At 68.5% G+C, this 20,051-nt stretch carries 16 protein-coding genes; 9 read left to right on the plus strand and 7 right to left on the minus strand.

Annotated elements, in window-relative coordinates; genetic code table 11:
• Window positions 1-46 precede the first annotated feature (46 nt).
• Window positions 47-1,120 (minus strand): phosphatase PAP2 family protein, encoded by a 1,074-nt coding sequence (locus AC1DKN_RS02655; RefSeq protein ID WP_476870395.1) that lies wholly within the window; start codon window positions 1,118-1,120, stop codon window positions 47-49.
• Between the two features lie 366 nt (window positions 1,121-1,486).
• Here AC1DKN_RS02655 and AC1DKN_RS02660 point away from each other — a divergent pair, with 366 nt between their 5' ends.
• From AC1DKN_RS02660 to menD, 4 genes are all read left to right on the plus strand, one after another.
• Entirely contained in the window at window positions 1,487-2,524 is a 1,038-nt protein-coding gene (locus tag AC1DKN_RS02660) for an o-succinylbenzoate synthase (RefSeq protein ID WP_476870396.1), read from the plus strand.
• Between the two features lie 158 nt (window positions 2,525-2,682).
• The gene (locus AC1DKN_RS02665) at window positions 2,683-4,779 is read left to right on the plus strand and encodes a PhoX family protein (RefSeq protein ID WP_476870397.1); all 2,097 of its coding nucleotides are present in this window, start codon (window positions 2,683-2,685) and stop codon (window positions 4,777-4,779) included.
• Between the two features lie 279 nt (window positions 4,780-5,058).
• On the plus strand, window positions 5,059-6,894 hold the full coding sequence (gene argS, locus AC1DKN_RS02670) for an arginine--tRNA ligase (RefSeq protein ID WP_476859329.1): 1,836 nt from the start codon (window positions 5,059-5,061) through the stop codon (window positions 6,892-6,894).
• Window positions 6,891-8,624, plus strand: coding sequence for a 2-succinyl-5-enolpyruvyl-6-hydroxy-3-cyclohexene-1-carboxylic-acid synthase (menD, locus tag AC1DKN_RS02675; RefSeq protein ID WP_476870398.1), 1,734 nt, complete (start codon window positions 6,891-6,893; stop codon window positions 8,622-8,624). Before argS ends, menD begins: the two co-directional genes overlap by 4 nt.
• An 81-nt stretch (window positions 8,625-8,705) precedes the next feature.
• On the opposite strand, the gene AC1DKN_RS02680 is transcribed toward menD, so the two are convergent.
• The 4 genes from AC1DKN_RS02680 to AC1DKN_RS02695 all read right to left on the minus strand — a co-directional run bounded on the left by AC1DKN_RS02680 (window position 8,706) and on the right by AC1DKN_RS02695 (window position 13,114).
• Complete coding sequence (locus AC1DKN_RS02680; protein ID WP_028276658.1) at window positions 8,706-9,482, minus strand: amino acid ABC transporter ATP-binding protein; 777 nt, start codon at window positions 9,480-9,482, stop codon at window positions 8,706-8,708.
• On the minus strand, window positions 9,479-10,450 hold the full coding sequence (locus tag AC1DKN_RS02685) for an amino acid ABC transporter permease (protein ID WP_476851222.1): 972 nt from the start codon (window positions 10,448-10,450) through the stop codon (window positions 9,479-9,481). The genes AC1DKN_RS02680 and AC1DKN_RS02685 overlap by 4 nt, the downstream gene beginning before the upstream one ends.
• A gap of 35 nt (window positions 10,451-10,485) precedes the next feature.
• Window positions 10,486-11,439, minus strand: a complete 954-nt coding sequence (locus AC1DKN_RS02690; RefSeq protein ID WP_476870399.1) for an ABC transporter substrate-binding protein — start codon at window positions 11,437-11,439, stop codon at window positions 10,486-10,488.
• A gap of 268 nt (window positions 11,440-11,707) precedes the next feature.
• Window positions 11,708-13,114 carry an isochorismate synthase gene (locus tag AC1DKN_RS02695; protein WP_476870400.1) on the minus strand — a complete coding sequence of 469 codons (1,407 nt, stop codon included), beginning with the start codon at window positions 13,112-13,114 and terminating at the stop codon, window positions 11,708-11,710.
• A gap of 153 nt (window positions 13,115-13,267) precedes the next feature.
• On the opposite strand from AC1DKN_RS02695, the gene AC1DKN_RS02700 reads away from it, so the two are divergent.
• From AC1DKN_RS02700 to AC1DKN_RS02715, 4 genes are all read left to right on the plus strand, one after another.
• On the plus strand, window positions 13,268-14,059 hold the full coding sequence (locus tag AC1DKN_RS02700; RefSeq protein ID WP_476870401.1) for a demethylmenaquinone methyltransferase: 792 nt from the start codon (window positions 13,268-13,270) through the stop codon (window positions 14,057-14,059).
• A gap of 12 nt (window positions 14,060-14,071) precedes the next feature.
• The gene (locus AC1DKN_RS02705) at window positions 14,072-15,466 is read left to right on the plus strand and encodes a geranylgeranyl reductase family protein (RefSeq protein WP_476855608.1); all 1,395 of its coding nucleotides are present in this window, start codon (window positions 14,072-14,074) and stop codon (window positions 15,464-15,466) included.
• A gap of 9 nt (window positions 15,467-15,475) precedes the next feature.
• Window positions 15,476-16,576, plus strand: a complete 1,101-nt coding sequence (locus AC1DKN_RS02710; RefSeq protein ID WP_230007829.1) for a polyprenyl synthetase family protein — start codon at window positions 15,476-15,478, stop codon at window positions 16,574-16,576.
• 428 nt (window positions 16,577-17,004) lie between these two features.
• On the plus strand, window positions 17,005-17,826 hold the full coding sequence (locus AC1DKN_RS02715; RefSeq protein ID WP_476870402.1) for an endonuclease domain-containing protein: 822 nt from the start codon (window positions 17,005-17,007) through the stop codon (window positions 17,824-17,826).
• Between the two features lie 172 nt (window positions 17,827-17,998).
• On the opposite strand, the gene AC1DKN_RS02720 is transcribed toward AC1DKN_RS02715, so the two are convergent.
• Together AC1DKN_RS02720 and AC1DKN_RS02725 are read right to left on the minus strand one after the other, a co-directional pair.
• A complete protein-coding gene (locus tag AC1DKN_RS02720; protein ID WP_243181967.1) occupies window positions 17,999-18,427 on the minus strand; it encodes a hypothetical protein in 429 nt (142 codons plus the stop codon).
• A gap of 20 nt (window positions 18,428-18,447) precedes the next feature.
• Entirely contained in the window at window positions 18,448-19,113 is a 666-nt protein-coding gene (locus tag AC1DKN_RS02725; protein WP_476870403.1) for a trimeric intracellular cation channel family protein, read from the minus strand.
• 61 nt (window positions 19,114-19,174) lie between these two features.
• On the opposite strand from AC1DKN_RS02725, the gene AC1DKN_RS02730 reads away from it, so the two are divergent.
• Window positions 19,175-19,921, plus strand: coding sequence for a sirohydrochlorin chelatase (locus AC1DKN_RS02730; protein ID WP_476855611.1), 747 nt, complete (start codon window positions 19,175-19,177; stop codon window positions 19,919-19,921).
• Window positions 19,922-20,051: the final 130 nt, after the last annotated feature.

Here is a 20,051-nt window from a genome sequence, read left to right on the forward strand (position 1 = left end):
GCTTAGGCCCGGGCGCGCTGTTGTTCCCGGGCCTACGTGCGCCGCGCTAGCGTTCCTGGTGCAGGGGCCTGTCCCGCCGTCGTGGGTCCGGCTGCAGGGCGGCCAAGCCGAACAGCCACACGCCGGCCACCGTTGCGAGGTAGCCGGCAATGACGATCAGGGACGTGCCGGCCCAAAAGTAGCTGGTGGTGCTGACCTCCTGGCCGCCCGGGCCGATGCTCAGCAAGGCGACGGCCGCCACCCCGGCCGCGGCAAGACCGGTGAGCACGGGAAGCGCCACCCATACCCTGGCCGAGGCCCAGTGTTCGTTGTAGCCGTTCCAGACGTTCCAGCCCGGGCCCCGGCGGATGATCAGCCAGCCGGCCGGGATCATGAAAGCCCCGACCACCAGGAAGGCCGCCATCACATCGGCGGGCCGGTGCCACTGGTTGATCAGCGTGGACACGCCCGTGGCGACGGCGAAGCTGCCGCCCAGATAGCCGGCCAGCGGCCGCCAGCGCGGCGAAACCATGAGGAACACGGCGGCGGCGGCCGAGGCCGCCATGGTGGTGTGGCCCGAGGGCAGCGAATTCAGCTCCAGCGTCTCAACCCCGCGGTACGGCCGGACCGGAAGCCAGTCCTTCAGGATCTGGGTGGCAAGGTTGGCGCCCACGCACGCCGCAATCGCAATCACCGCCGCAGACCAGCGGCGCCGCAGGATGGTGACGAACACGACCACAACCGACGCGATCACCACGGAGAGCGCCGGCAGCCAGTCCAACAGCTTGGTGGCGGCCTTGCCCGCGGTCCCGCTGAGCGCCACGGCTTCCACGAGGGCCGATTCGTCAATGAACTGGCCCGTGGTGGTACGGACAAAGAAGACATAGGTGACGGCCAGCGCAGCGATGCAGGCAACCGTGGCCAGCACGAACAAGGCTGCCGTGGCCTTGCCGGGGGACCACCGCGCCTGCGGATCCGGTGTTGTGCGGTCCCGCGTGCTGCGCTCTGGCGTCTCGGGCGCACTCGCCGGGAGGACTTGTGTTTCCGCAACCTGTGTTTCCTGGACCAGTACCTCCCGGGCCTCTGTTTCATAGACCGGGGCAGACGGGTCCCAAGGGGTGCGTTCCTGCCGAAAAGTCATGCCATTAAGAGTCCCATAGAACCCTGCGCGCCAGCTGAAGGGCCGGCGCGCGGCGCGGAGGGTAGTGCCCGTCAATAAACGAGTACTCACTACTGGTGCGCCGCCGGGCCAGGATTTGTAGAGTCGGGTGTGTGCTGCCGCGGCTTGTCCCCGGCACGGCGCTCCTTGAGCGGGGCCGGCGGAGACGAGTTTCCTGGACCAGGGACTCACCCCCAGTCGACGCCGGCCCAATCAAGGATGCATGCCGGGTTCCCGGTGCCGCGTTCCCGTGCCCCGTGCCCCGTGCCCCAGACCGGTGACCGGGAAGCTCCGCTGTACATTTCTCGCAGTGCATTCCCCGCAGTGCATTCCCAGTACAGTGGCTCCATGCCTGCCCTCCCCATGGACCCCCCGGCACGTCCCGCCGCGCCCCTGCCCGGCCTCGACGAACTCCTGGCCGGCGCCCATGTTGTGAGCCTGCCGATGCGCGTGAAATTCCGGGGCATCCTGCAGCGGGAGGCCCTGCTGCTCCGCGGGCCGCTGGGCTGGGGCGAATTCTGTCCCTTTTCCGAGTACGGCGACCCCGAGGCCTCCCGCTGGCTTACGGCCGCCATCGAGGCCGGCTGGGACGGGTTCCCCGCGCCGCTGCGGGACAGCATCCCGGTCAACGCCACGGTTCCTGCCGTGCCGGCGCACCGGGTGCCCGAGATCCTGGCCCGCTTCGGCCGCGTGGACGCGGTCAAAGTCAAGGTCGCGGAGCGCGGCCAGAGCCTGGACGACGACGCCGCCCGGGTGGCGGCCGTCCGGGCGGCGCTGCCGGACGCCGCGATCCGGGTGGACGCGAACGGCGGCTGGGACGTGCCGGAGGCCGTTGCGGCACTGACCCGGCTCGCCGCCGTCGGGCTCGAATATGCCGAACAGCCCGTGCCGGAGATCGAGGGCCTCGCCGAGGTCAGGCGGCAGCTCCGGGCCGCCGGCGTCCCCGTGCTGATCGCCGCGGATGAGAGCGTGCGCAAGGAGGACGACCCCCTCAAAGTGGCGCGGGCCGGCGCCGCGGACCTGATCGTCGTCAAGGTGGCCCCGCTCGGGGGAGTGCGGCGCGCCCTGCGGATCGTGGCGCAGGCCGGGCTGCCCGCCGTCGTGAGTTCGGCGCTGGACACCTCGGTGGGGATACGGGCCGGACTGGCACTGGCTGCCGCCCTGCCCGAGCTGCCGTATGCCTGCGGCCTGGGCACGGTGTCCCTGCTCGCCGCCGATGTCACTCACGATCCGCTGGTACCCGACGACGGCGAGATCGCCCTGCGCGACGTCCGCCCGGCACTCGAGCTGCTGGCCGAACACGCCGCCTCGCCGGAACGCCGGGACTGGTGGCTGGACCGGCTGAGTCGGGTGCATGCCGTACTGGCCGCATCGACTGCTCCGTAACGGCCCTTCAGGACCTCGAAAACGGCGATTACGGAGCAACCGATGGGTTCGGCGGCACCACGAGCATTCACCGGGACTTCATCTGACAGACGCCTCTCGGTAGCCACCGGCTGGAAGGGTGGGCGCGACCGCAACTCACCCCCATGGAAGGTCTCTCCATGTCTGTCACCTCCGGACGCAAATTTTCCCTGCTCCCCATGCTCGGCCACACCAAAGGCAAGCGAAGCCCCGTCACCTGCGCGCTGAAGTGCGACAACGCCTGCTCGGGCGAGGTCTGCAACACCAGCACCAACAGCTACTTCCGGGACATCGCCTCCGCCACCATGTCCCGCCGCGCCGCGCTGGGCTTCGGCGCCGCCGGCGCGCTCGCCGTCGTCCTCGGCAACGCCGTGACGTCCGCCGATACGGCAGTGGCCGACGGCGGTCAGGGCCTCGCCGCTGCCGCCAAGGACGGGTTTGGAAAATCCAAGTTGCAGTTCACCGCCATCGCTCCGGTGGACGCCGCCGTGGATCAGTTCACCGTCCCGGCCGGGTTCACCTGGCAGCCGGTCATCCGCTGGGGCGACCCGCTCTTCAACGACTCGCCGGCCTTCGACCTGGACCACCAGAGCGCGGCGGCGCAGGCCCGCCAGTTCGGCTACAACAACGACTACACCGACATCCTGCCGATCGATGGCTCCAAGGACCGCCGGGCCGTGCTCTTCACCAACCATGAATACACCAACGAGTCCATTATGCTGCCGGCCGGATTCGACGCCGCCGAGGCCCGCGCTATCGGCCGTGCGGCCCACGGCCTCACGGTGGTCGAGTTGGAGCGTGCGAACAAGAACAAGCCCTGGAGCTACGTCCGGGGCGCCGGGCTGAACCGCCGCTTCCTCACCGACACCACCTACGAGCTCGACGGCCCCGCCGCCGGGTCCTCGCTGCTGAAGACCGCCGCCGATCCCTCCGGCCGGGCCATCCAGGGCACCCTGGGCAACTGCTCCGGCGGCACCACCCCGTGGGGCACGATCCTCTCCGGCGAGGAAAACTTCAACGGCTACTTCGCCGCGCCCGGAACCTCCGACGCCGACAAGCGCTACGGCCTGACCAGCAAGCCCACCGCCCGCCAGTGGGAACTCGATGACCCGCGCTTCGACACCCGCAACCCCGGATATCAGAACGAGGCCAACCGCTTCGGCTGGATCGTGGAAGTGGATCCCTTCGATCCCTCCTCCACGCCCCGCAAGCACTCCGCGATGGGCCGCTTCAAGCACGAGGGCGCCAACGTGATCGTCGCCAAGTCCGGTCACGTGGTGGCCTATATGGGCGACGACGAGCGCTTCGACTACCTGTACAAGTTCGTTTCGGCCGGCACCTACCGGCCCGGAACGACGGCGGAGGACCGCAGGAACAACCTCACGCTGCTCTCGGAAGGCGACCTGTACGTCGCGAAGTTCACGGGCGATTCCCCAGCCGACGGGTTCGACGGCGCGGGCAAGCTTCCGGCCGACGGCGCCTTCGACGGCGCCGGTGTTTGGCTGCCCCTCGTGGTGGGCGGACAGTCCAAGGTGGCCGGAATGTCCGTGGAAGAGGTACTGGTGTACACCCGCCTCGCCGCCGACAAGGTGGGCCCCACCAAGATGGACCGCTGCGAGGACGTGCAGCCCAGCCCGCACACCGGCAAGGTCTACGTGGTCTGCACCAACAACGCGGACCGCGGCAAGCCCGGCAAGGAAGGGGCCACCGAGGTCAACCCCCGTACCCTCAACCGCGACGGCCACATCGTCGAAATCACCGAGACCGGGGACCAGAGCTCCACAACGTTTGGCTGGAACCTGCTGATGGTCTGTGGCGATCCGGCCAAGAACTCCGCCACCTACTTCGCCGGGTTCCCTGCCAGCCAGGTCTCACCGATCTCCTGCCCGGACAACGTGGCCTTCGATTCCGTGGGCAACCTCTGGATCTCCACCGACGGCGCGCCCTCCAGCATCGGCTACGCCGACGGGCTCTTCAAGGTGACCCTGGACGGTGCCGAACGCGGCAGGGTGGAACAGTTCCTCGCCGTCCCGCGCGACGCCGAGACCTGCGGCCCGGTCATCCACGACGAGGAGCGAACCGTCTTCGTTGCCGTTCAGCACCCGGGCGAGGAAGGCACCTTCGCCGAACAGCACTCGTACTTCCCGGACTACGTCGCGGCCGGCGCCACACCGAAGCCCGGCCAGGTGCGCGCCCCGCGTCCGTCCGTGGTCCAGGTGTTCCGCACCGGCCGCTAGCTTTCTGCCGCCACGCTCCCTCACGTTTGGCACGTTTCCTTCCCACGCTCCCTCACGTTTGGCAGGTTTCCTTCCCACGCTCCCTCACTTCCCTTATTTTGGCGGCGGGACGTGAGGGAGCGTCGGGTTTTTGGCGGCGGGACGTGAGGGAGCGTCGGGTTTTGGCGGCGGGACGTGAGGGAGCGTCGGGTTTTGGCGGCGGGACGTGAGGGAGCGTCGGGTTTTGGCGGCGGGACGTGAGGGAGCGTCGGGTTTTTGCCGAACTGATAATTTGGGACTGTGAATAATCCGGCCGAATTGGTTGTCCCCAGAGTCCAGGCTGCAATTGCCACCGCGTTTGGCGAAGAGTTCCGGCAGACGGATCCGGTGGTCAGGCCCTCCCAGTTCGCCGACATCCAGATCAACGCCGCCATGGCCCTGGCCAAAAAGGCCGGTCTGCCGCCGCGGGACGCCGCCGCCCGGATCGTGGACGCCCTGAACCTGGACGGCATCTGCACCAGTGTGGAAATCTCGGGGCCCGGCTTCATCAACCTGAGCTTTGACGGCACCTGGATCGAGGAGCTGCTCAATGCGGAGTCGGTCCAGGCCGCGTCCCCGGCCACGGCCGTCACGCCCGCCGCGACACCGCAGCGCGTCGTCGTCGACTATTCCTCCCCGAATGTCGCCAAGGAAATGCACGTCGGCCACCTGCGCACCACCGTGGTGGGGGACAGCCTCGTCAAGGTGCTCGAAGCCCTCGGCGACACCGTGATCCGGCAGAACCATATCGGTGACTGGGGCACCCCGTTCGGGATGCTGATCGAACACTGGCTGGAGATCGGCGAGGACTCCCCGGAGGCGGCGCTGCTGGTGGAGGACCCCAGCGCGTTCTACCAGGCCGCCCGGGCCAAGTTCGATGCCTCCGCCACCGACGAGGACGGCTTCGCCACCCGGGCCCGGCTCCGCGTCGTTGCCCTGCAGGGCGGCGACCAGGAGACCTTCGCCGTCTGGCAGCGGCTGGTCGCCCAGTCCAAGCGCTACTTCAACGCCATCTACTCCACCCTCGGCATCAGCCTTACCGATGACCACATCGCCGGAGAAAGCTCCTACGACGCGCATCTGGCACAGCTGTGCCAGGAACTCGAGGAACGCGGCCTGGCCCGGATCAGCGACGGCGCCCTGTGCACCTTCCCCGCAGGATTTACCGGCCGCGACGGGCAGCCGCTGCCGCTGATTATCCGCAAGTCCGACGGCGGCTACGGCTACGGCACCACGGACCTCGCCACCATCCGCTACCGGGTCCGCGACCTGGCGGCCAACCGGATCCTCTACGTCGTGGGCGCCCCGCAGAACGTCCACCTGCGCATGGTCATGGCCAGTGCCCGGGACGCCGGCTGGCTTCCGGAGACGGTCGAGGCCGTGCACGTGCAGATCGGCAACGTGCTTGGCGAGGACGGAAAGATCCTCAAATCCCGTTCCGGTGCCCCGGTGAAGCTCATGGCCCTGCTCGAAGAGGCCGTGGACCGTGCCCGCGCCGTCATCGACGCGAGCCGGCCCGAGCTCAGCGAGGCGGAGCGCGCCGTGACCGCCCGCCAGGTGGGCATCGGTGCCGTCAAGTACGCCGACCTCTCCACCGGCCACGACACCGAGTATGTCTTCGACTTCGACCGCATGCTCGCCCTCAGCGGCAACACCGGACCCTACGTGCAGTACGCTGCGGCGCGGATCCGCTCCATCCTGCGCAAAGCCGGGGTACTGGAAGAAATCACCGGCGACGGCGGCTCGCCGTCAGCCGGCGCCGCGGGAACTCCGGCGGCCGGCACTCCGGCAGCCGAAGCATCCGGCGGCCCCGCCACGGCGATCGCCGTCGTCGAACCCGCAGAACGCGCGCTGGCCCTGCACCTGCTGGAGTTCGACGCAACGCTGAACAAGGTGCGGGACGCGCTGGAGCCGCACCGGCTCTGCGGCTACCTCTTTGAGCTCGCACAGCTCTTCACCACGTTCTACGACCAGTGCCCTGTGCTCAAGGCCGAGGAATCCGTCCGGGACTCGCGGCTGGCCCTGTGCGCGCTGGCTCTGCGCCGCCTCTCCGGCGGCCTGGAACTGCTGGGCATCGAAACGCCGGAGAACATGTGAGTCCGGCGGATTCCGCTGCCGGCTCATCCGCTCCTGGCGGCCTGACCGCGGTGGAGGCTGCGCGCATCGCCGTCGACACGTTGCTCGCCGCCGGTGTGCGCCAGGTGGTGGTGTCCCCGGGATCGCGCTCGGCGCCCATGGCCTACGCCCTGGCCGAGGCCGAAGCCGCCAGACGGGTGGAGCTGCTGGTCCGGATCGACGAAAGGTCCGCCGGCTTCACCGCCCTGGGCCTGGCCCTGTCCGCCGGTGCGCCCGCCGCCGTCCTGACCACGTCCGGGACCGCCGTCGGCAACCTCCTCCCGGCCGTCATGGAGGCCAACCACGCCGCGGTGCCGCTCGTGGTCATCTCCGCCGACCGGCCCGAGGAGCTGCGGGGGACCGGCGCCAACCAGACCACCGTGCAGCTGGACCTCTTTGGCGACCACGTCCGCTTCGCTGTCGACGTGCCCGCGGGCAGCGATCCGCAGCGCGCCGTCGAAACGGCCCTCAGTGCCGCCACCGGAGCTTTCGAGGACGCCCCGCCCGGGCCGGTGCAGCTGAACCTCGCCTTCCGCGACCCGCTGGTCCCGGCCGTGGGCGACGGACTGCCCGCGGCCGCCGGTCACGGCATCTACCGGGCCGCCCGGAACCCCCTGGCCCTGGACTTTCCGGCCGCGTCGACGGCGCTGCCGGAGCGGCGCACCGTGGTGCTGGCCGGGCACGACGCCGGCCCGGTCGCGGAGGCTTTCGCCCGCGCGCACGGCCTGCCGCTGCTGGCCGAGCCGTCTTCCAACGCCCGCTTCGGCCCCAACGCGGTGGGGCCCTACCGGCTGCTGATCGAGCACTTCGGCGCGGACGCGGCACAGCCGATCGAACGCGTGGTTCTCTTCGGCCGGCCGACGCTCTCCCGGCCGGTGAGCGCGCTGCTGGAGCGGGCGGATGTCCCGTCGGCCCTGTACCAGCCGGTTCCGGTGGCCTGGTACGAACCCGGCCGCCGCACCGAACTGCCGCTGGAAACCCTGGCGGACCTGGCGGACTTCGCCGGCCGCGGATCTGCCGCCTGGCTCGATGCCTGGCTGCTGGCAGGAGCCGCCGCGCAGCATGCCGTGGACCTGATCCTGGCCGCATCCCCGGCCGCGACCGGCCCGTCGGTGGGCGCCGAAGTCTGGAAACATGCCCGCGGGCAGCTGGTCCTGGGCTCCTCGAACGGGATCCGCGACGTCGACCTCGCCGGGGCGCCGCCCGCGGAACCTCAGGCCACAATGTTCGCCAACCGGGGCCTGGCCGGGATCGACGGCACCACGTCCACCGCCACCGGGATCGCGCTTGGCGGCGGCCAGGAAACCACCGTGCTCATGGGGGACGTGACGTTCCTGCACGACGCCGGGGGACTCCTGCTCGGCGCCGGCGAGGCCGAACCGCAGCTGCGGATCGTGGTGCTCAATGACGCCGGCGGTGCCATCTTCGGGCTCCTGGAGCACGGCACAGTCGCCGCGGCGGGGCGCTACGGCGACGCCGTCGAACGCCTCTTCGCCACCCCGCAGCGGGTGGACCTCGCCGCGCTGGCCGCGGCATACGGCGTCCCGCACCGCCTGGTCGGCACGACGGCGGAACTCGCCGAGGCGCTGTCCGGCCCGCCGGAGGGCCGCAGCATCATCGAGGTGCGCACGGACCGGCACCGGCTCGGGGAACTGCACCGCGCTATCCGGGCCGCGGTGGCCACGGCAGTGGAGGGCCTCCCGCAGACGTAGCGCACGTTTCCGCTACGAAAAAGGGCAGCCGCTACGTGGATCCACGTAGCGGCTGCCCTAAATCGGTGCGGAAATCCGGAACTACAGCACGCGGCTGAGGAACTCCTTGGTGCGGGGGTGCTGGGGATTGGCCAGGACCTCCCGCGGGTCGCCCGACTCCACAACGATGCCGCCGTCCATGAATGTCAGGCGGTCGCCGACCTCCCGGGCAAAGCCGATCTCGTGGGTCACCACGATCATGGTCATGCCCGACTTGGCGAGGTCCTTCATCACGTTCAGGACATCGCCCACGAGCTCCGGGTCGAGCGCGGACGTGGGCTCATCGAACAGCATGAGCTCGGGGTCCATGGCCAGGGCCCGGGCAATCGCGACGCGCTGCTGCTGGCCGCCGGAGAGCTGGGACGGGTAGTGTCCGGCGCGGTCGCCGAGCCCCACCCGGTCCAACAGCTCCAGGGCGCGTTTGCGGGCGACGGCCTTTGACTGGCCCTTGACCTGGACCGGGGCTTCCATGATGTTCTGCAGCGCGGTCTTGTGCGGGAACAGGTTGAAGCGCTGGAAGACCATGCCGATCTCGCGGCGCTGGGCGGCGATTTCCTTGGTCTTCAGGTCATGGAGCCTGCCCTTGACCTCGCGGTAGCCGATCAGGTCGCCGCCCACGGAAATGCGCCCGGCACTGATGGTCTCGAGCAGGTTCACGCAGCGGAGCATGGTGGACTTGCCGGAACCGGACGGGCCGATCACAACCGACACCTCGCCCTGGTTGACGGTCAGGTCGATGCCGCGCAGCACGTGGTGTGTGCCGTAGTACTTGTGAAGGCCCTCGATCTTGACCAGGGGCTGCTCTGTGGTGATCGTCATTTCGCCTCCTCCTCGGGGAAGTCCATCTTGAGGTCCGGCTCGGCCCCGGCGCTGGGGGCCACGGCTGCGGACGCCTTGGCGGCGGCGGGGTTGATCGCTGCCGGAACCCGGTTGTCCACGCCCTTGCCGTAGTGCGCCTCAATGAAGTGCTGGCCCACCATCAGGATGCTGGTGATGACGAGGTACCAGAAGGCGGCGACAATCAGGAGCGGAATGGGAAGGTAAATCCGGTTGGCCAGGGCGTTCGTCGCGAAGGTCAGGTCCAGTGTGAACGGCACCGCCAGGACCAGCGACGTGGTCTTCAGCATGCCGATTGTCTCGTTGCCGGTGGGCGGCACGATGACGCGCATGGCCTGCGGCAGGATGATCCGCCGCATGATCTTGCCCTTCGTCATGCCCAGGGCCTCGGCAGCCTCACTTTGGCCCTGGTCCACGGACTTCAGGCCGGCCCGGAAAATCTCTGCGAGATACGCGGACTCATTCAGGCCCAGGCCCAGGATGGCCGGGATCAGGCCGTGGGTGGGGTCCGAGGTCACCCAGGTGAAGGTTGCAGGACCAAACGGGATTCCGAGGACGATCGTCGGATAGAGAACCGTGGCGAGCCCCCAGAACAGCAGCTGGGTGTAGATCGGGGTGCCGCGGAAGAACCAGACCCAGGTCCAGCTGGACCAGCGGAACACCGGGTTGTCGGACTGCCGCATGAACGCCAGGAGGATGGCCAGGACGATGGCCAGGACCATGGACGCAAATGTCAGGAACAGGGTCCAGACGACGCCCTGGACCACCTTGGTGTCCAGGATGTAGGTGCCGACGACGTCCCAGCGGAAGTTGGGGTTCGTGAACAGGCTCTGCAGGAAGGCAAGCAGGAAGCCGACGATGATGATGGCGCTGATCCAGCGGCCGGGGTGCCGTACCGGTACTGCATTGTTCAGTACCGGTGCGGCGTGAGGGTCCTGATGGCTGTCCATCTCTGCCCCTGCTGCGGATCCGGTTGTGGGGAGGCTCAAGACGCGACCGCCGGGTTGACCTCGGACTTGGTGATGGCACCGTCGGTGACGCCCCAGCCCTCAAGGATCTTCTTGTAGGAACCGTCTTCCATCAGTTTGGTCATGGTCTTCTGGACGACGTCCGCCAGGGCCGTGTCCGACTTGGCGACGGCGATGCCCTGGGGAGCAGAATCGTAGACTTCGCCGAGCTTCTCGAGCTGGCCGTTGGTCTGGGTCAGTGCGTAGCCGATGATGGGGGAGTCGGCGGCCATGGCATCGATGCTGCCGTTGACCAGTCGGGTGGTGATGTCCGTCTGGGTCTTGAGGGTCACGATGTTAATGGGCTGCTTGCCCTCGGCGGTGCACTTCTTGTTGCGGTCCGAGAGGTCCGGATCTTCCTGGATGGTGCCGGTCTGCACGCCGATGGACTTGCCGCAGAGGTCATCGAGGGAGATCTTCTTGGGGTTGCCCTTCTGAACGGCCCAGCCGGTACCTGCCTGGTAGTAGCTGACCATGTTCACCGCGGCAAGCCGCTCCGGGTTGATCGTGAAGGAAGAGACCCCGAGGTCGTACTTCGGGCCGAGAGCCGGAAGGATGCCGGTGAATTCGGCCGTCTGGACCTGGACCTTCAGGCCCAGCGCCGCGCCGATCGCCTTGGCGATGTCGACGTCGTAGCCCACGGGGGTCTGGCCGTCGGTGCCGAGGAATTCCGCGGGGGCGTAGGAGGTATCCGAGCCCACGGTCAGGGTGCCCTTTGACTTGATCGACTCGGGCAACATGGCCGCCAGGGTGTCGTCCTTCTGGACCGTGCTGGGGTCAAAGCTGGCCGCGGCGCTGCCCGAAGCGGAAGCCGCGCCGGAGGGGCCGGTCTCGGAAGCGTTCGTGCAGGCCGTCAAGGCCAATGCGCCGACGGCGAGCACCGTGGCGACCTTCATTGCGGGGTTGCTCAGGAGCGAAGGGGAGATCTGCATTTTCTTACCTTTTGTTGCCGGAGGGATGCGTAACGAGGCCGATTTATAGTGTATCGCCGAACAAGAGATGTACGTCACAGAAAACTAAGTTTCACTATTGGATAACTAAACCAGACCGGAATGCAATATCTTTAATGCCCGATCTGTCTGTGATCCCGGATTCCTGTCCGTTTCGCCAGTTCCTGCGGTGCAAGTCCGACGGCCGATTCGCCGGCCCGGCCGGCGTCACGGGCCCCACCCGCATCTTGGGCCTCGCGAGCCCCGCACACTAGCTGCTGATGCCGAGCGACTCCAGCATCGGCCGGAACTTCGCCCACGTCTCGGCGAGCTCAGTCTCGGGAACCGAGCCGTCCACCACGCCGCAGCCCGCATAGAGCCGGACCGTGTGCGGGGATTCGATGACGGCGCCACGCAGGGCGATGCCCCACTCGCCGTTGCCGGCCGCGTCGAGCCAGCCGACCGGCCCGGCGTACGGGCCGCGGTCCAGGTGCTCGAGCTTGCGGATGAGCGCCCCGGCCACGGTGGTGGGGGTACCGCAGACGGCGGCGGTCGGATGCAGCGCGTTGATCAGGGCCAGGCACGTGGGGACGTGGCCTTCCACCTCAGCCAGCTCAGCCTTGACGTCCGAGGCCAGATGCCACACATTGGGCAGTTCGAGGATGAAGGGCTCGCTGTGCGCGTTCATGGCCTCGGAAAACGGGGCCAGCTGCGTGGTCAGGGACTGGATTGCGATGTCGTGTTCGTGCCGCTGCTTCTCGGAGCCGGCCAGCACCCGTTCGGCGAATTCCAGCGGCGAGCCCGCCATGCCATCGGCGTCGCGGCGGTCCAGGGTGCCGGCCAGGACGCGCGCCTGCGCGGTGCGGCCCTCCACCTGGATCAGCATTTCCGGAGTGGCCCCCACCAGCCCGTCCACCCCGTACGTCCAGCATTCGCGGTACCGGGCGGACAGTTCGCGCAGCACCTCGGCGGCCTTGACGCCGGTGGGGACGGTGGCCACGACGTCCCGCGCCAGCACCAGCTTTTCCAGGGCGCCGGTCCGGATCTCCGCGACGCCGGCGGCAACGGCGGCCATCCAGTCTTCCTCGCTGAGCGAGCCGGTGTGCAACGTTGCCCCTGCGGCCAATGGCAAAGGACGGACGACGGCGCCACCGGCCTGCGGGGGTGCCGGCACCGGGTCGTCCACCACGGTCACGCTGGTGCCGGGATTGGTGCTGGCTCGGGGATTTGAGCCGGGATTGGCGCTGGTGCTGTGAAGCCAGCGGTCCAGGGCGGCGCGGGCACCGGCTTCGGTGAGGTTGCCGTCGTCGAACGTGAGCTGGGTCAGCCAGGCGTGGCCGTCACGGAGCCCGACGACGATTTCCGGGACCAGCAGCCGGGACTCATGGGCGGAGGCCTTGGAGAAGGCGAAGGAGCCGAAGGCGACCGGGCCGGTGCCGGGGCAGCCCACACTGTCCTGGATGTCTGCCTCCAGGACCTGGTGGCGCCACCAGATGTCCGCTTCCAGGAACCGCTCGGGTCCGGTGGCGGTGAAACGGGCTATCTCGCCGAAGCCCACGAGACCGGCCTCGCGGCGGGTCCAGCAGAGGACATCGTCCCGGACCAGAAACGACGGCAGGCCCCCGGGGAAAGTTTCGGCATCGAGGGGGACTGTCAAGGTGCGGAACGTGCTCGTCATGATGGCATAACACTAGCCCGTGATCGCCCATTGGGTGGATATACACGGGCCGGCCGGGCCTCCACGGGGCCGCCGCGGCCGTTGCCGCAGGTGAAAGCCGCGTCAATTGGCGGCCCGTTCGTGGGAGCGCCGATCATTTGAGACAATGTCAGGGTGAACCGAGCATCCTTGGATAAGCGTCCGGACGAAGTAGCCACGATGTTTGACGACGTCGCCCCCAAATACGACGTCGTCAACGATGTCCTGTCCTTGGGGCAGACGCGGCGTTGGCGCAAGGTGGTGGTGGAGGCCATGGGCGTATCGGCCGGCCAGCACGTCCTGGACCTCGCCGCCGGCACCGGCACCTCCAGCGAGCCGTACGCCGACGCAGGCATCAACGTCATCGCCTGCGATTTCTCCCTCGGCATGCTCAAGGTCGGCAAGCGCCGCCGCCCTGACATCGACTTCATCGCCGGGGATGCCACCCGCCTGCCGTTCGCGGACAACATCTTCGACGCCAGCACGATCTCCTTTGGCCTGCGCAACGTCAACGATCCGAAGAAGGCCCTGGCCGAGATGCTGCGGGTCACCAAGCCCGGCGGCCGGCTGGTCATCGCGGAGTTCTCCCAGCCAGTGGTGCCGCTGTGGCGCACCATGTACACCGAATACCTCATGCGGGCCCTGCCGGCCATCGCCGTCAAGGCCTCCTCCAACCCCGACGCCTACGTCTACCTCGCCGAGTCCATCCGCGCCTGGCCGGACCAGGACCACCTTGCGGCCTGGCTGCAGGAGGCCGGCTGGGAATCCGTCACGTACCGCAACCTCAGCGGCGGCATCGTCGCCGTGCACCGGGCCCAGAAACCGGCAGACCCCTCAACCGGCCCTGCCGCAGGCGCTGCGGCGCTGGCCGCCCACACCGGACCCGTGGCCAAGCTGCGCCGCAACATCACCCGGCCCGGCCGATAGCCGATCCCTGCTGTGAATGTACTGATCGTCGGGGCGGGCCCGGCCGGATCCACCGCCGCCTACTACCTTGCCAAAGCCGGCATTGACGTCACGGTGCTGGAGAAAACCAGCTTTCCCCGCGAGAAAGTCTGCGGCGACGGACTCACCCCGCGCGCGGTCCGCGAGATCCAGAAGCTGGGACTCGCCCACCCCGAAGCCGACGGCTGGCGGCGGAACAAGGGCCTGCGCCTGATCGCCGGCGGCCGCACGATCGAACTGCCCTGGCCGGAGGTTGCCGACTTCCCGCAGTACGGGCTGATCCGGACCCGGCTCGGCTTCGACGAACAGCTCGCCCGGCATGCCCAGTCCGCGGGCGCCGTCGTGCTGGAACGCCACAGCGTCACCGAGGCGCTGCGCTCCGAGGATGGCCGGGTCACCGGCGTGCGCGCAGCGCTGCTGGACAACTCCGGGCGCAAGACCGGCGAGACGCGCGACTTCAGCGCCGACGTCGTCCTCGCCGCCGACGGGAACTCGACGCGCACCGCCGTCTCACTGGGCATCGGCAAGCGCGACGACCGGCCGCTCGGCGTGGCCGTGCGGACCTACTTCACCTCGCCGCGGCACGACGACGACTGGATGGAAGGCTGGCTCGAGCTTCCCGGCCGCGACGGCAAGCTCCTGCCCGGCTACGGCTGGGTGTTCGGCGTCGGCGACGGCACCTCCAACGTGGGCCTGGGCATCCTGAACTCCTCGAAGGACTTCGGCAAGCTGGACTACAAGCAGGTCCTGCGCGAATGGACCGCCGGCATGCCCGCCGACTGGGGCTTCACCCCGGACAACCAGGTGGGCGAAATCCGTGGTGCCGCGCTGCCCATGGGCTTCAACCGCACCCCGCACTATTCTCCGGGCCTGCTGCTCCTCGGCGACGCCGGCGGCATGGTCTCCCCGTTCAACGGCGAGGGCATCTCCTACGCCATGGAGTCCGCCCGCTTCGCGGCCGAATTCATCGCCGACGCGGCTGCTCGGTCGGCGTCCGCCGGCTGGGGGACCGGGACGGAGGCTTCCAGGGCCGCCGACGCGCACCTTGCCCGGTACGCCGACTACGTGCGCCAGCAGTGGGGCTCACACTTCACACTGGGACGGGCGTTCGCCGCCCTGATCGGCAAGCCGGCCGTCATGAAACTGGCCCTCCGGACCGGTATGCCTGTCCCCGTGCTCATGCGTTTCGTGGTGCGGATGCTGGCCAACCTCACCGATCCCGCCGCCAAGGGCTTCGAGGACCGGGTCATCCGGGTCCTGGAATCCCTGGTTCCCGCCACGTCCAATCAGGCCACGTCCAATCAGGCAACGTCCAACAAGGCCGCGTCCACCACGGACAGCGTTCCGCACTCCGGCGCCAACTCCGCGGTTTCCGCAACAAAAAGTTAGGGTTAACCCGTGACCAACTCTGCAGACCAAAGCTGGACGCACGCCGGACACGGCCTGCCGAGCGCTGAACCCAGCCTCAACACCACCGCGATCGCCACCGGCCTCCAACTGCCGGCAGGCTTCTCGGCCATCGCGGGCGACGCCGAGCTGGGCCCGGCGCTCACCACCAACCTGGCGCGCGTCGAGAAGAAGCTGCGCGAAGCCATTGCCAACTCCGATCCCCTGGCTGACGCAACGTCGCGCCACCTCGTGGAAGCCGGCGGCAAGCGGATCCGCCCGCTGCTGACCCTGCTGTGCGCCCACCTTGGCGACGCCTCCCTGCCCGCAGTGGTGCAGGCCGCCGTCGTCGTCGAACTGACGCACCTCGCCACCCTCTACCACGACGACGTCATGGACTCCGCGCCGTTCCGCCGGGGGGCGCCGACGGCCCACGAGGTCTGGGGCAACTCCGTCGCGGTCCTGACCGGCGACCTGATCTTTGCGCGCGCCTCCATCCTGGTCTCAGAACTCGGGTCCCGGGCGCTTGGCATCCAGGCCCGCACCTTTGAACGGCTCTGCCTGGGCCAGCTGCACGAGACCGTGGGACCGCGCCCGGACGAGGACCCCTTGGCGCACTACCTCTCCGTCATCGCGGACAAAACCGGCTCGCTCGTGGCCGCCTCCGGGCAGCTGGGCGCGATCTTCTCCGGCGCCGACGAAGCCTACGAGCCGATCCTGGTCGAGTACGGCGAGAAGGTGGGCGTTGCCTTCCAGCTCGCCGACGACGTCATCGACGTCACCGGGATCAAGGTCAAGTCCGGCAAGTCGCCGGGAACCGACCTGCGCGAAGGCGTGCCCACCCTGCCCGTGCTGCTGCTGCGCAACGCGGCCCGCGACGGCGACCAGGCCGCCGTCGAACTGCTGACGCTGATCGACGGTGACCTCAGCTCGGATGAGGCCCTGGCCGCCGCCGTGGCCGGACTCCGGGAGCACCCCGTCACTGCACAGTCCTGGGTGGTGGCACGCACCTGGGCCGATGAGGCCATTGCCGCCCTTGCCCCGCTGCCCGAAGGCGTCGTAAAGGCCTCGCTGACCAGCTTCGCCCACGCCGTAGTGGACCGCAGCAGCTAGGTCCCCGGCCGGTTCTTCCGGCTGGGTGCAGCCTGACGATTAACCTGGCTTCCGGCTTAAACGGAATGGCCCCGGTTCCTCACAACGTCCGAGTCTTCCGTTGCGCCGAACCGGGGCCATTTCTCCGTTCGCATCAGATCCACCGGAGGCATTTGGTGAACCCAGAAACAACTCTATGACAGTTATGTCATAGCGTCCAGACCTATCTGTAAATTTCTTGTCATAAGATTTCGATTCATTGCCGGACGTTGTCGCGCTGAGTTTCCCCACCTTTGGCCGGACAGCTTCGGGACACGCCCGCCGCTGGCGGGACACGCCGTCGGACATGGTCAAAAGCGGGGAATACCAGCGGCGCGGATGGTGCGGAGTTGTCCACATAACCGATGTTGTGGCCCCCGGGGCTGTCATGCCGCGTGTGTGCTTGCCCCATGGACGTTAAGGTTTATCTGGAATACGCCGGCTCGGTTGCCCGCACGGCCACGCTGCTCCAGGCAGGTTTTACGTCGAACAGGATCCGCGCTGCCGTGGCTGCCGGGGAAATTCGCCGCCTCCGCCATGGGGTGGTGGCGCTGCCCGGGGCGCGGGCGGACTTCGTGGCCGCCGTGCTCGCGAACGGCATGCTCACCTGCGCCTCCGCCGCGCCGTTCCACGACATATGGCGCCTCCACGAGCCCGCACGGCTGCACCTGCTGTGCGCGCACGGCGCAGCGCCCGGAATGGTCATCCACCGCGGCAGCCTGGTCCCGACGGAATACCCGCGCCCCGTGGCCGGACTCACCGACGCTCTGCTCCACGCGCTGCGCTGCCTGCCCCCGGTGGATGCGGCGGTCATGGTGGAAAGTGCCCTGCTGCAGGGCCGCACCTCGCTGGACTATCTGCGCCAGCGGCTGCCGGGAAACCGGAACGGGGCCGCCCGTGCAGTCCTGGAGCTGGTTGACGGCACGGCGGATTCGGCGATCGAGGTCGTTGCCAGGCTGCTCTTCCGGAGCCAGGGAATCTACACCCAGACGCAGGTGCACCTGCCGGGGATCGGCGTCGTGGACTTCCTGCTTGAAGGATTCCTGATCGTGGAGATCGACGGGACCACCCATCTTGAGCGCGCGCAGGTCAAGAAGGACCGGGGGCGGAACAACGCCAGCATCCTGACCGGCTACGCCGTCCTCCGGTACGGATATCACGACGTCGTTTACAACCCGCAGAAGGTGATCGACGAGGTGTGGCAGGTGCTGCGCGGCAGGGTCATCCGCTGAATTTCCCCACGTATGGAATCCCGTTGCCGCAGAATGCCGGCGGTTCCTCCGGACACGCCGGTGGGGGACGCCAAACAAGGGGAGAATCGGCGGCAGCAGGAGAGCGGGAGAGTCGGCGGCCGCAGGAGAGAGGGGAGAGTCGGCCGGAGATGGGAGGAGAGGGCCGTGGAGCCTAGTCTTCGTCCTCGTCGTTGAAGGCCCACTCGAACATGTCGAAGACGAATTCGGAGAATGTCCCTTCTTCGCTCTTCCACTGGCCGCGGGCGTTGTTGCGGCGGTACACGATGGGATCCGGGATGCTGAGGTCCCCGACGCGGAAGCCCCAGGTGAACTGCTCTTCCTCGTCCTCGAGGAACATGAGGAAGCCCTCGTCATCGACTTCGAGCTCTTCGGGGTCCCAGAAGTAGTGGTAGGCCTCCATGATGTCCTCGCAGCCGCCGACTGCCAGGTAGAACTCGCGCAGGACCATCGGGACCTGGAACTGGTGTTCGGCCAGGGCGGCGTCGAGCTCCTCGGCCGGGAGGCCATCTTCTTCCTGCCATTCGTCTTCGAGATACTTCGGGACAAGCGCGCGGAATTTCTCGAGGAACATGTCAGTCATGGTCTTATCCTAGCTAATCCTCAGCGGTCGTTTTCCGCGGTGTCCAGGCCCAGCCGGTGCCAGCCGCGGACCGCCAGCGGAACGTACCAGTGGCGCCGCCAGGCCGTGACCCGGAAGGCGAAGACCACCCCGGCGACGGCGCAGGCGCTCACCGCGGTGAAGGTCCCCGTGAGGGACAGGATCACGGTCGACGCCGACCCGGCGAACGCCGGCAGCGCGTACAGATCCCTGGGGTCGAAGAGCCGCGGGACCTCGTTGGCGGTGATATCCCGCAGCAGGCCGCCACCCACCGCCGTCGTCACACCCAGCAGGACGGCGGCCACGGGATTCATCCCGGCGGCCAGGGCCTTCAGTGTGCCGGTGATGCAGAACAGGGCCAGCCCGCCGGCGTCGAACAGGATCAGCAGCGACGTGAAGCGCTGGACGCTGGAGAACAGGAAATACACCAGCACCGTGGCAAACAGGGGCGGTGCCAGGTACGCCGGGTTGGTGAACGCGGCGGGCGGGCCCGCGTTGATGATGATGTCGCGGATGACGCCGCCGCCCAGGCTCACCACCGAGGCCAGGAGCAGCGAGCCGATGATGTCGAACTGCTTCCGCGCTGCGAGCAATGAGCCGGAGACCGCAAAGAAGAACACGCCGGCGAGGTCAAGCCAGACCAGGACAAGGCTGAAGGAGAAGGTCATGAAGCGTCCCGGTCGATTGCAAGGGGGCGGATAGGGCGGCTCCAAGGTTACGCTAACGGCTATGAATACCCCCATCCTGATCGCCTGCGCCCACGGCACGTCGAGCCCGCACGGGGCCGCGGAGGTCAACGCGCTCCGGGACGGCATCGCGGGGCTCCGTCCCGGGCTGGACGTCCGCGAGGCCTACGTCGACGTGCAGGACCCAGACCTGCCGGCCGTCGTGGCGGGCCTCCCGGCGGGGGTAACCGCCGTCGTGGTTCCGCTGCTGCTCAGCGTCGGATACCACGTTAGGGTGGACATCGCCCGCGCCGTGAAGAGCCGGCCGGACACCCTGGCCGCGGCGCCGCTGGGGCCGGATCCGCGGCTCGCAGCGCTGCTCGATGCGCGGCTGCGCGAGGCCGGGGTAACGGACAACGACGCCGTGGTCCTCGCCGCCGCCGGGTCCTCCGATCCCAGCGCCGCACAGAATGTCGAGGAACTCACGGAGCAGCTCCGTGCCCTGCGTTCCAACCGGATCGTGGCCGCCTACGGCGCCTCCGCCAAACCCTCGGTTCCCGACGCCGTCGCCATGCTCCGCGAGGAGGCCGCCGGCGGTGCCGGCGCGGGGGAGTCGGCCGGAGCGGTGGACCTTGGCGGTCGCGTCGTCATCGCCTCGTATCTCCTGGCGCCCGGTTTCTTCCATGACCAGCTGGCCAAGGCCGGCGCGGACCTGGTGACGGCGCCGCTGCTGCCCTCCCCGGTCCTCGCCGAAATTGCCCTGGAACGCTACGACGCGGCGCTGGCCGGGGCCCCGCAGCCCCGGCCCTGACGGTCCGCGCAGATGCACAGCCGCAGGGCGACTTCAAGGGTTTCCGGCGGTTCGTGACGAAATGTTGCCCTAGGTGACTCCCCGTTTCTGACCCTTTGTGACGGGATTACGGCCGCCCCTACAGTCGATG

Source organism: Arthrobacter sp. 01N444 (assembly GCF_056399305.1).

Excerpts from the sequence above, each read along its gene's own strand:
- AC1DKN_RS02680 (WP_028276658.1), bottom strand. The coding sequence starts at position 9,482 with ATGACGATCACCACAGAGCAGCCCCTGGTCAAGATCGAGGGCCTTCAC.
- AC1DKN_RS02720 (WP_243181967.1), bottom strand. The coding sequence starts at position 18,427 with ATGACTGACATGTTCCTCGAGAAATTCCGCGCGCTTGTCCCGAAGTAT.
- AC1DKN_RS02715 (WP_476870402.1), top strand. The coding sequence starts at position 17,005 with ATGGACGTTAAGGTTTATCTGGAATACGCCGGCTCGGTTGCCCGCACG.
- AC1DKN_RS02730 (WP_476855611.1), top strand. The coding sequence starts at position 19,175 with ATGAATACCCCCATCCTGATCGCCTGCGCCCACGGCACGTCGAGCCCG.
- AC1DKN_RS02655 (WP_476870395.1), bottom strand. The coding sequence starts at position 1,120 with ATGACTTTTCGGCAGGAACGCACCCCTTGGGACCCGTCTGCCCCGGTC.
- AC1DKN_RS02685 (WP_476851222.1), bottom strand. The coding sequence starts at position 10,450 with ATGGACAGCCATCAGGACCCTCACGCCGCACCGGTACTGAACAATGCA.
- AC1DKN_RS02660 (WP_476870396.1), top strand. The coding sequence starts at position 1,487 with ATGCCTGCCCTCCCCATGGACCCCCCGGCACGTCCCGCCGCGCCCCTG.
- AC1DKN_RS02690 (WP_476870399.1), bottom strand. The coding sequence starts at position 11,439 with ATGCAGATCTCCCCTTCGCTCCTGAGCAACCCCGCAATGAAGGTCGCC.
- AC1DKN_RS02695 (WP_476870400.1), bottom strand. The coding sequence starts at position 13,114 with ATGACGAGCACGTTCCGCACCTTGACAGTCCCCCTCGATGCCGAAACT.
- AC1DKN_RS02665 (WP_476870397.1), top strand. The coding sequence starts at position 2,683 with ATGTCTGTCACCTCCGGACGCAAATTTTCCCTGCTCCCCATGCTCGGC.
- AC1DKN_RS02725 (WP_476870403.1), bottom strand. The coding sequence starts at position 19,113 with ATGACCTTCTCCTTCAGCCTTGTCCTGGTCTGGCTTGACCTCGCCGGC.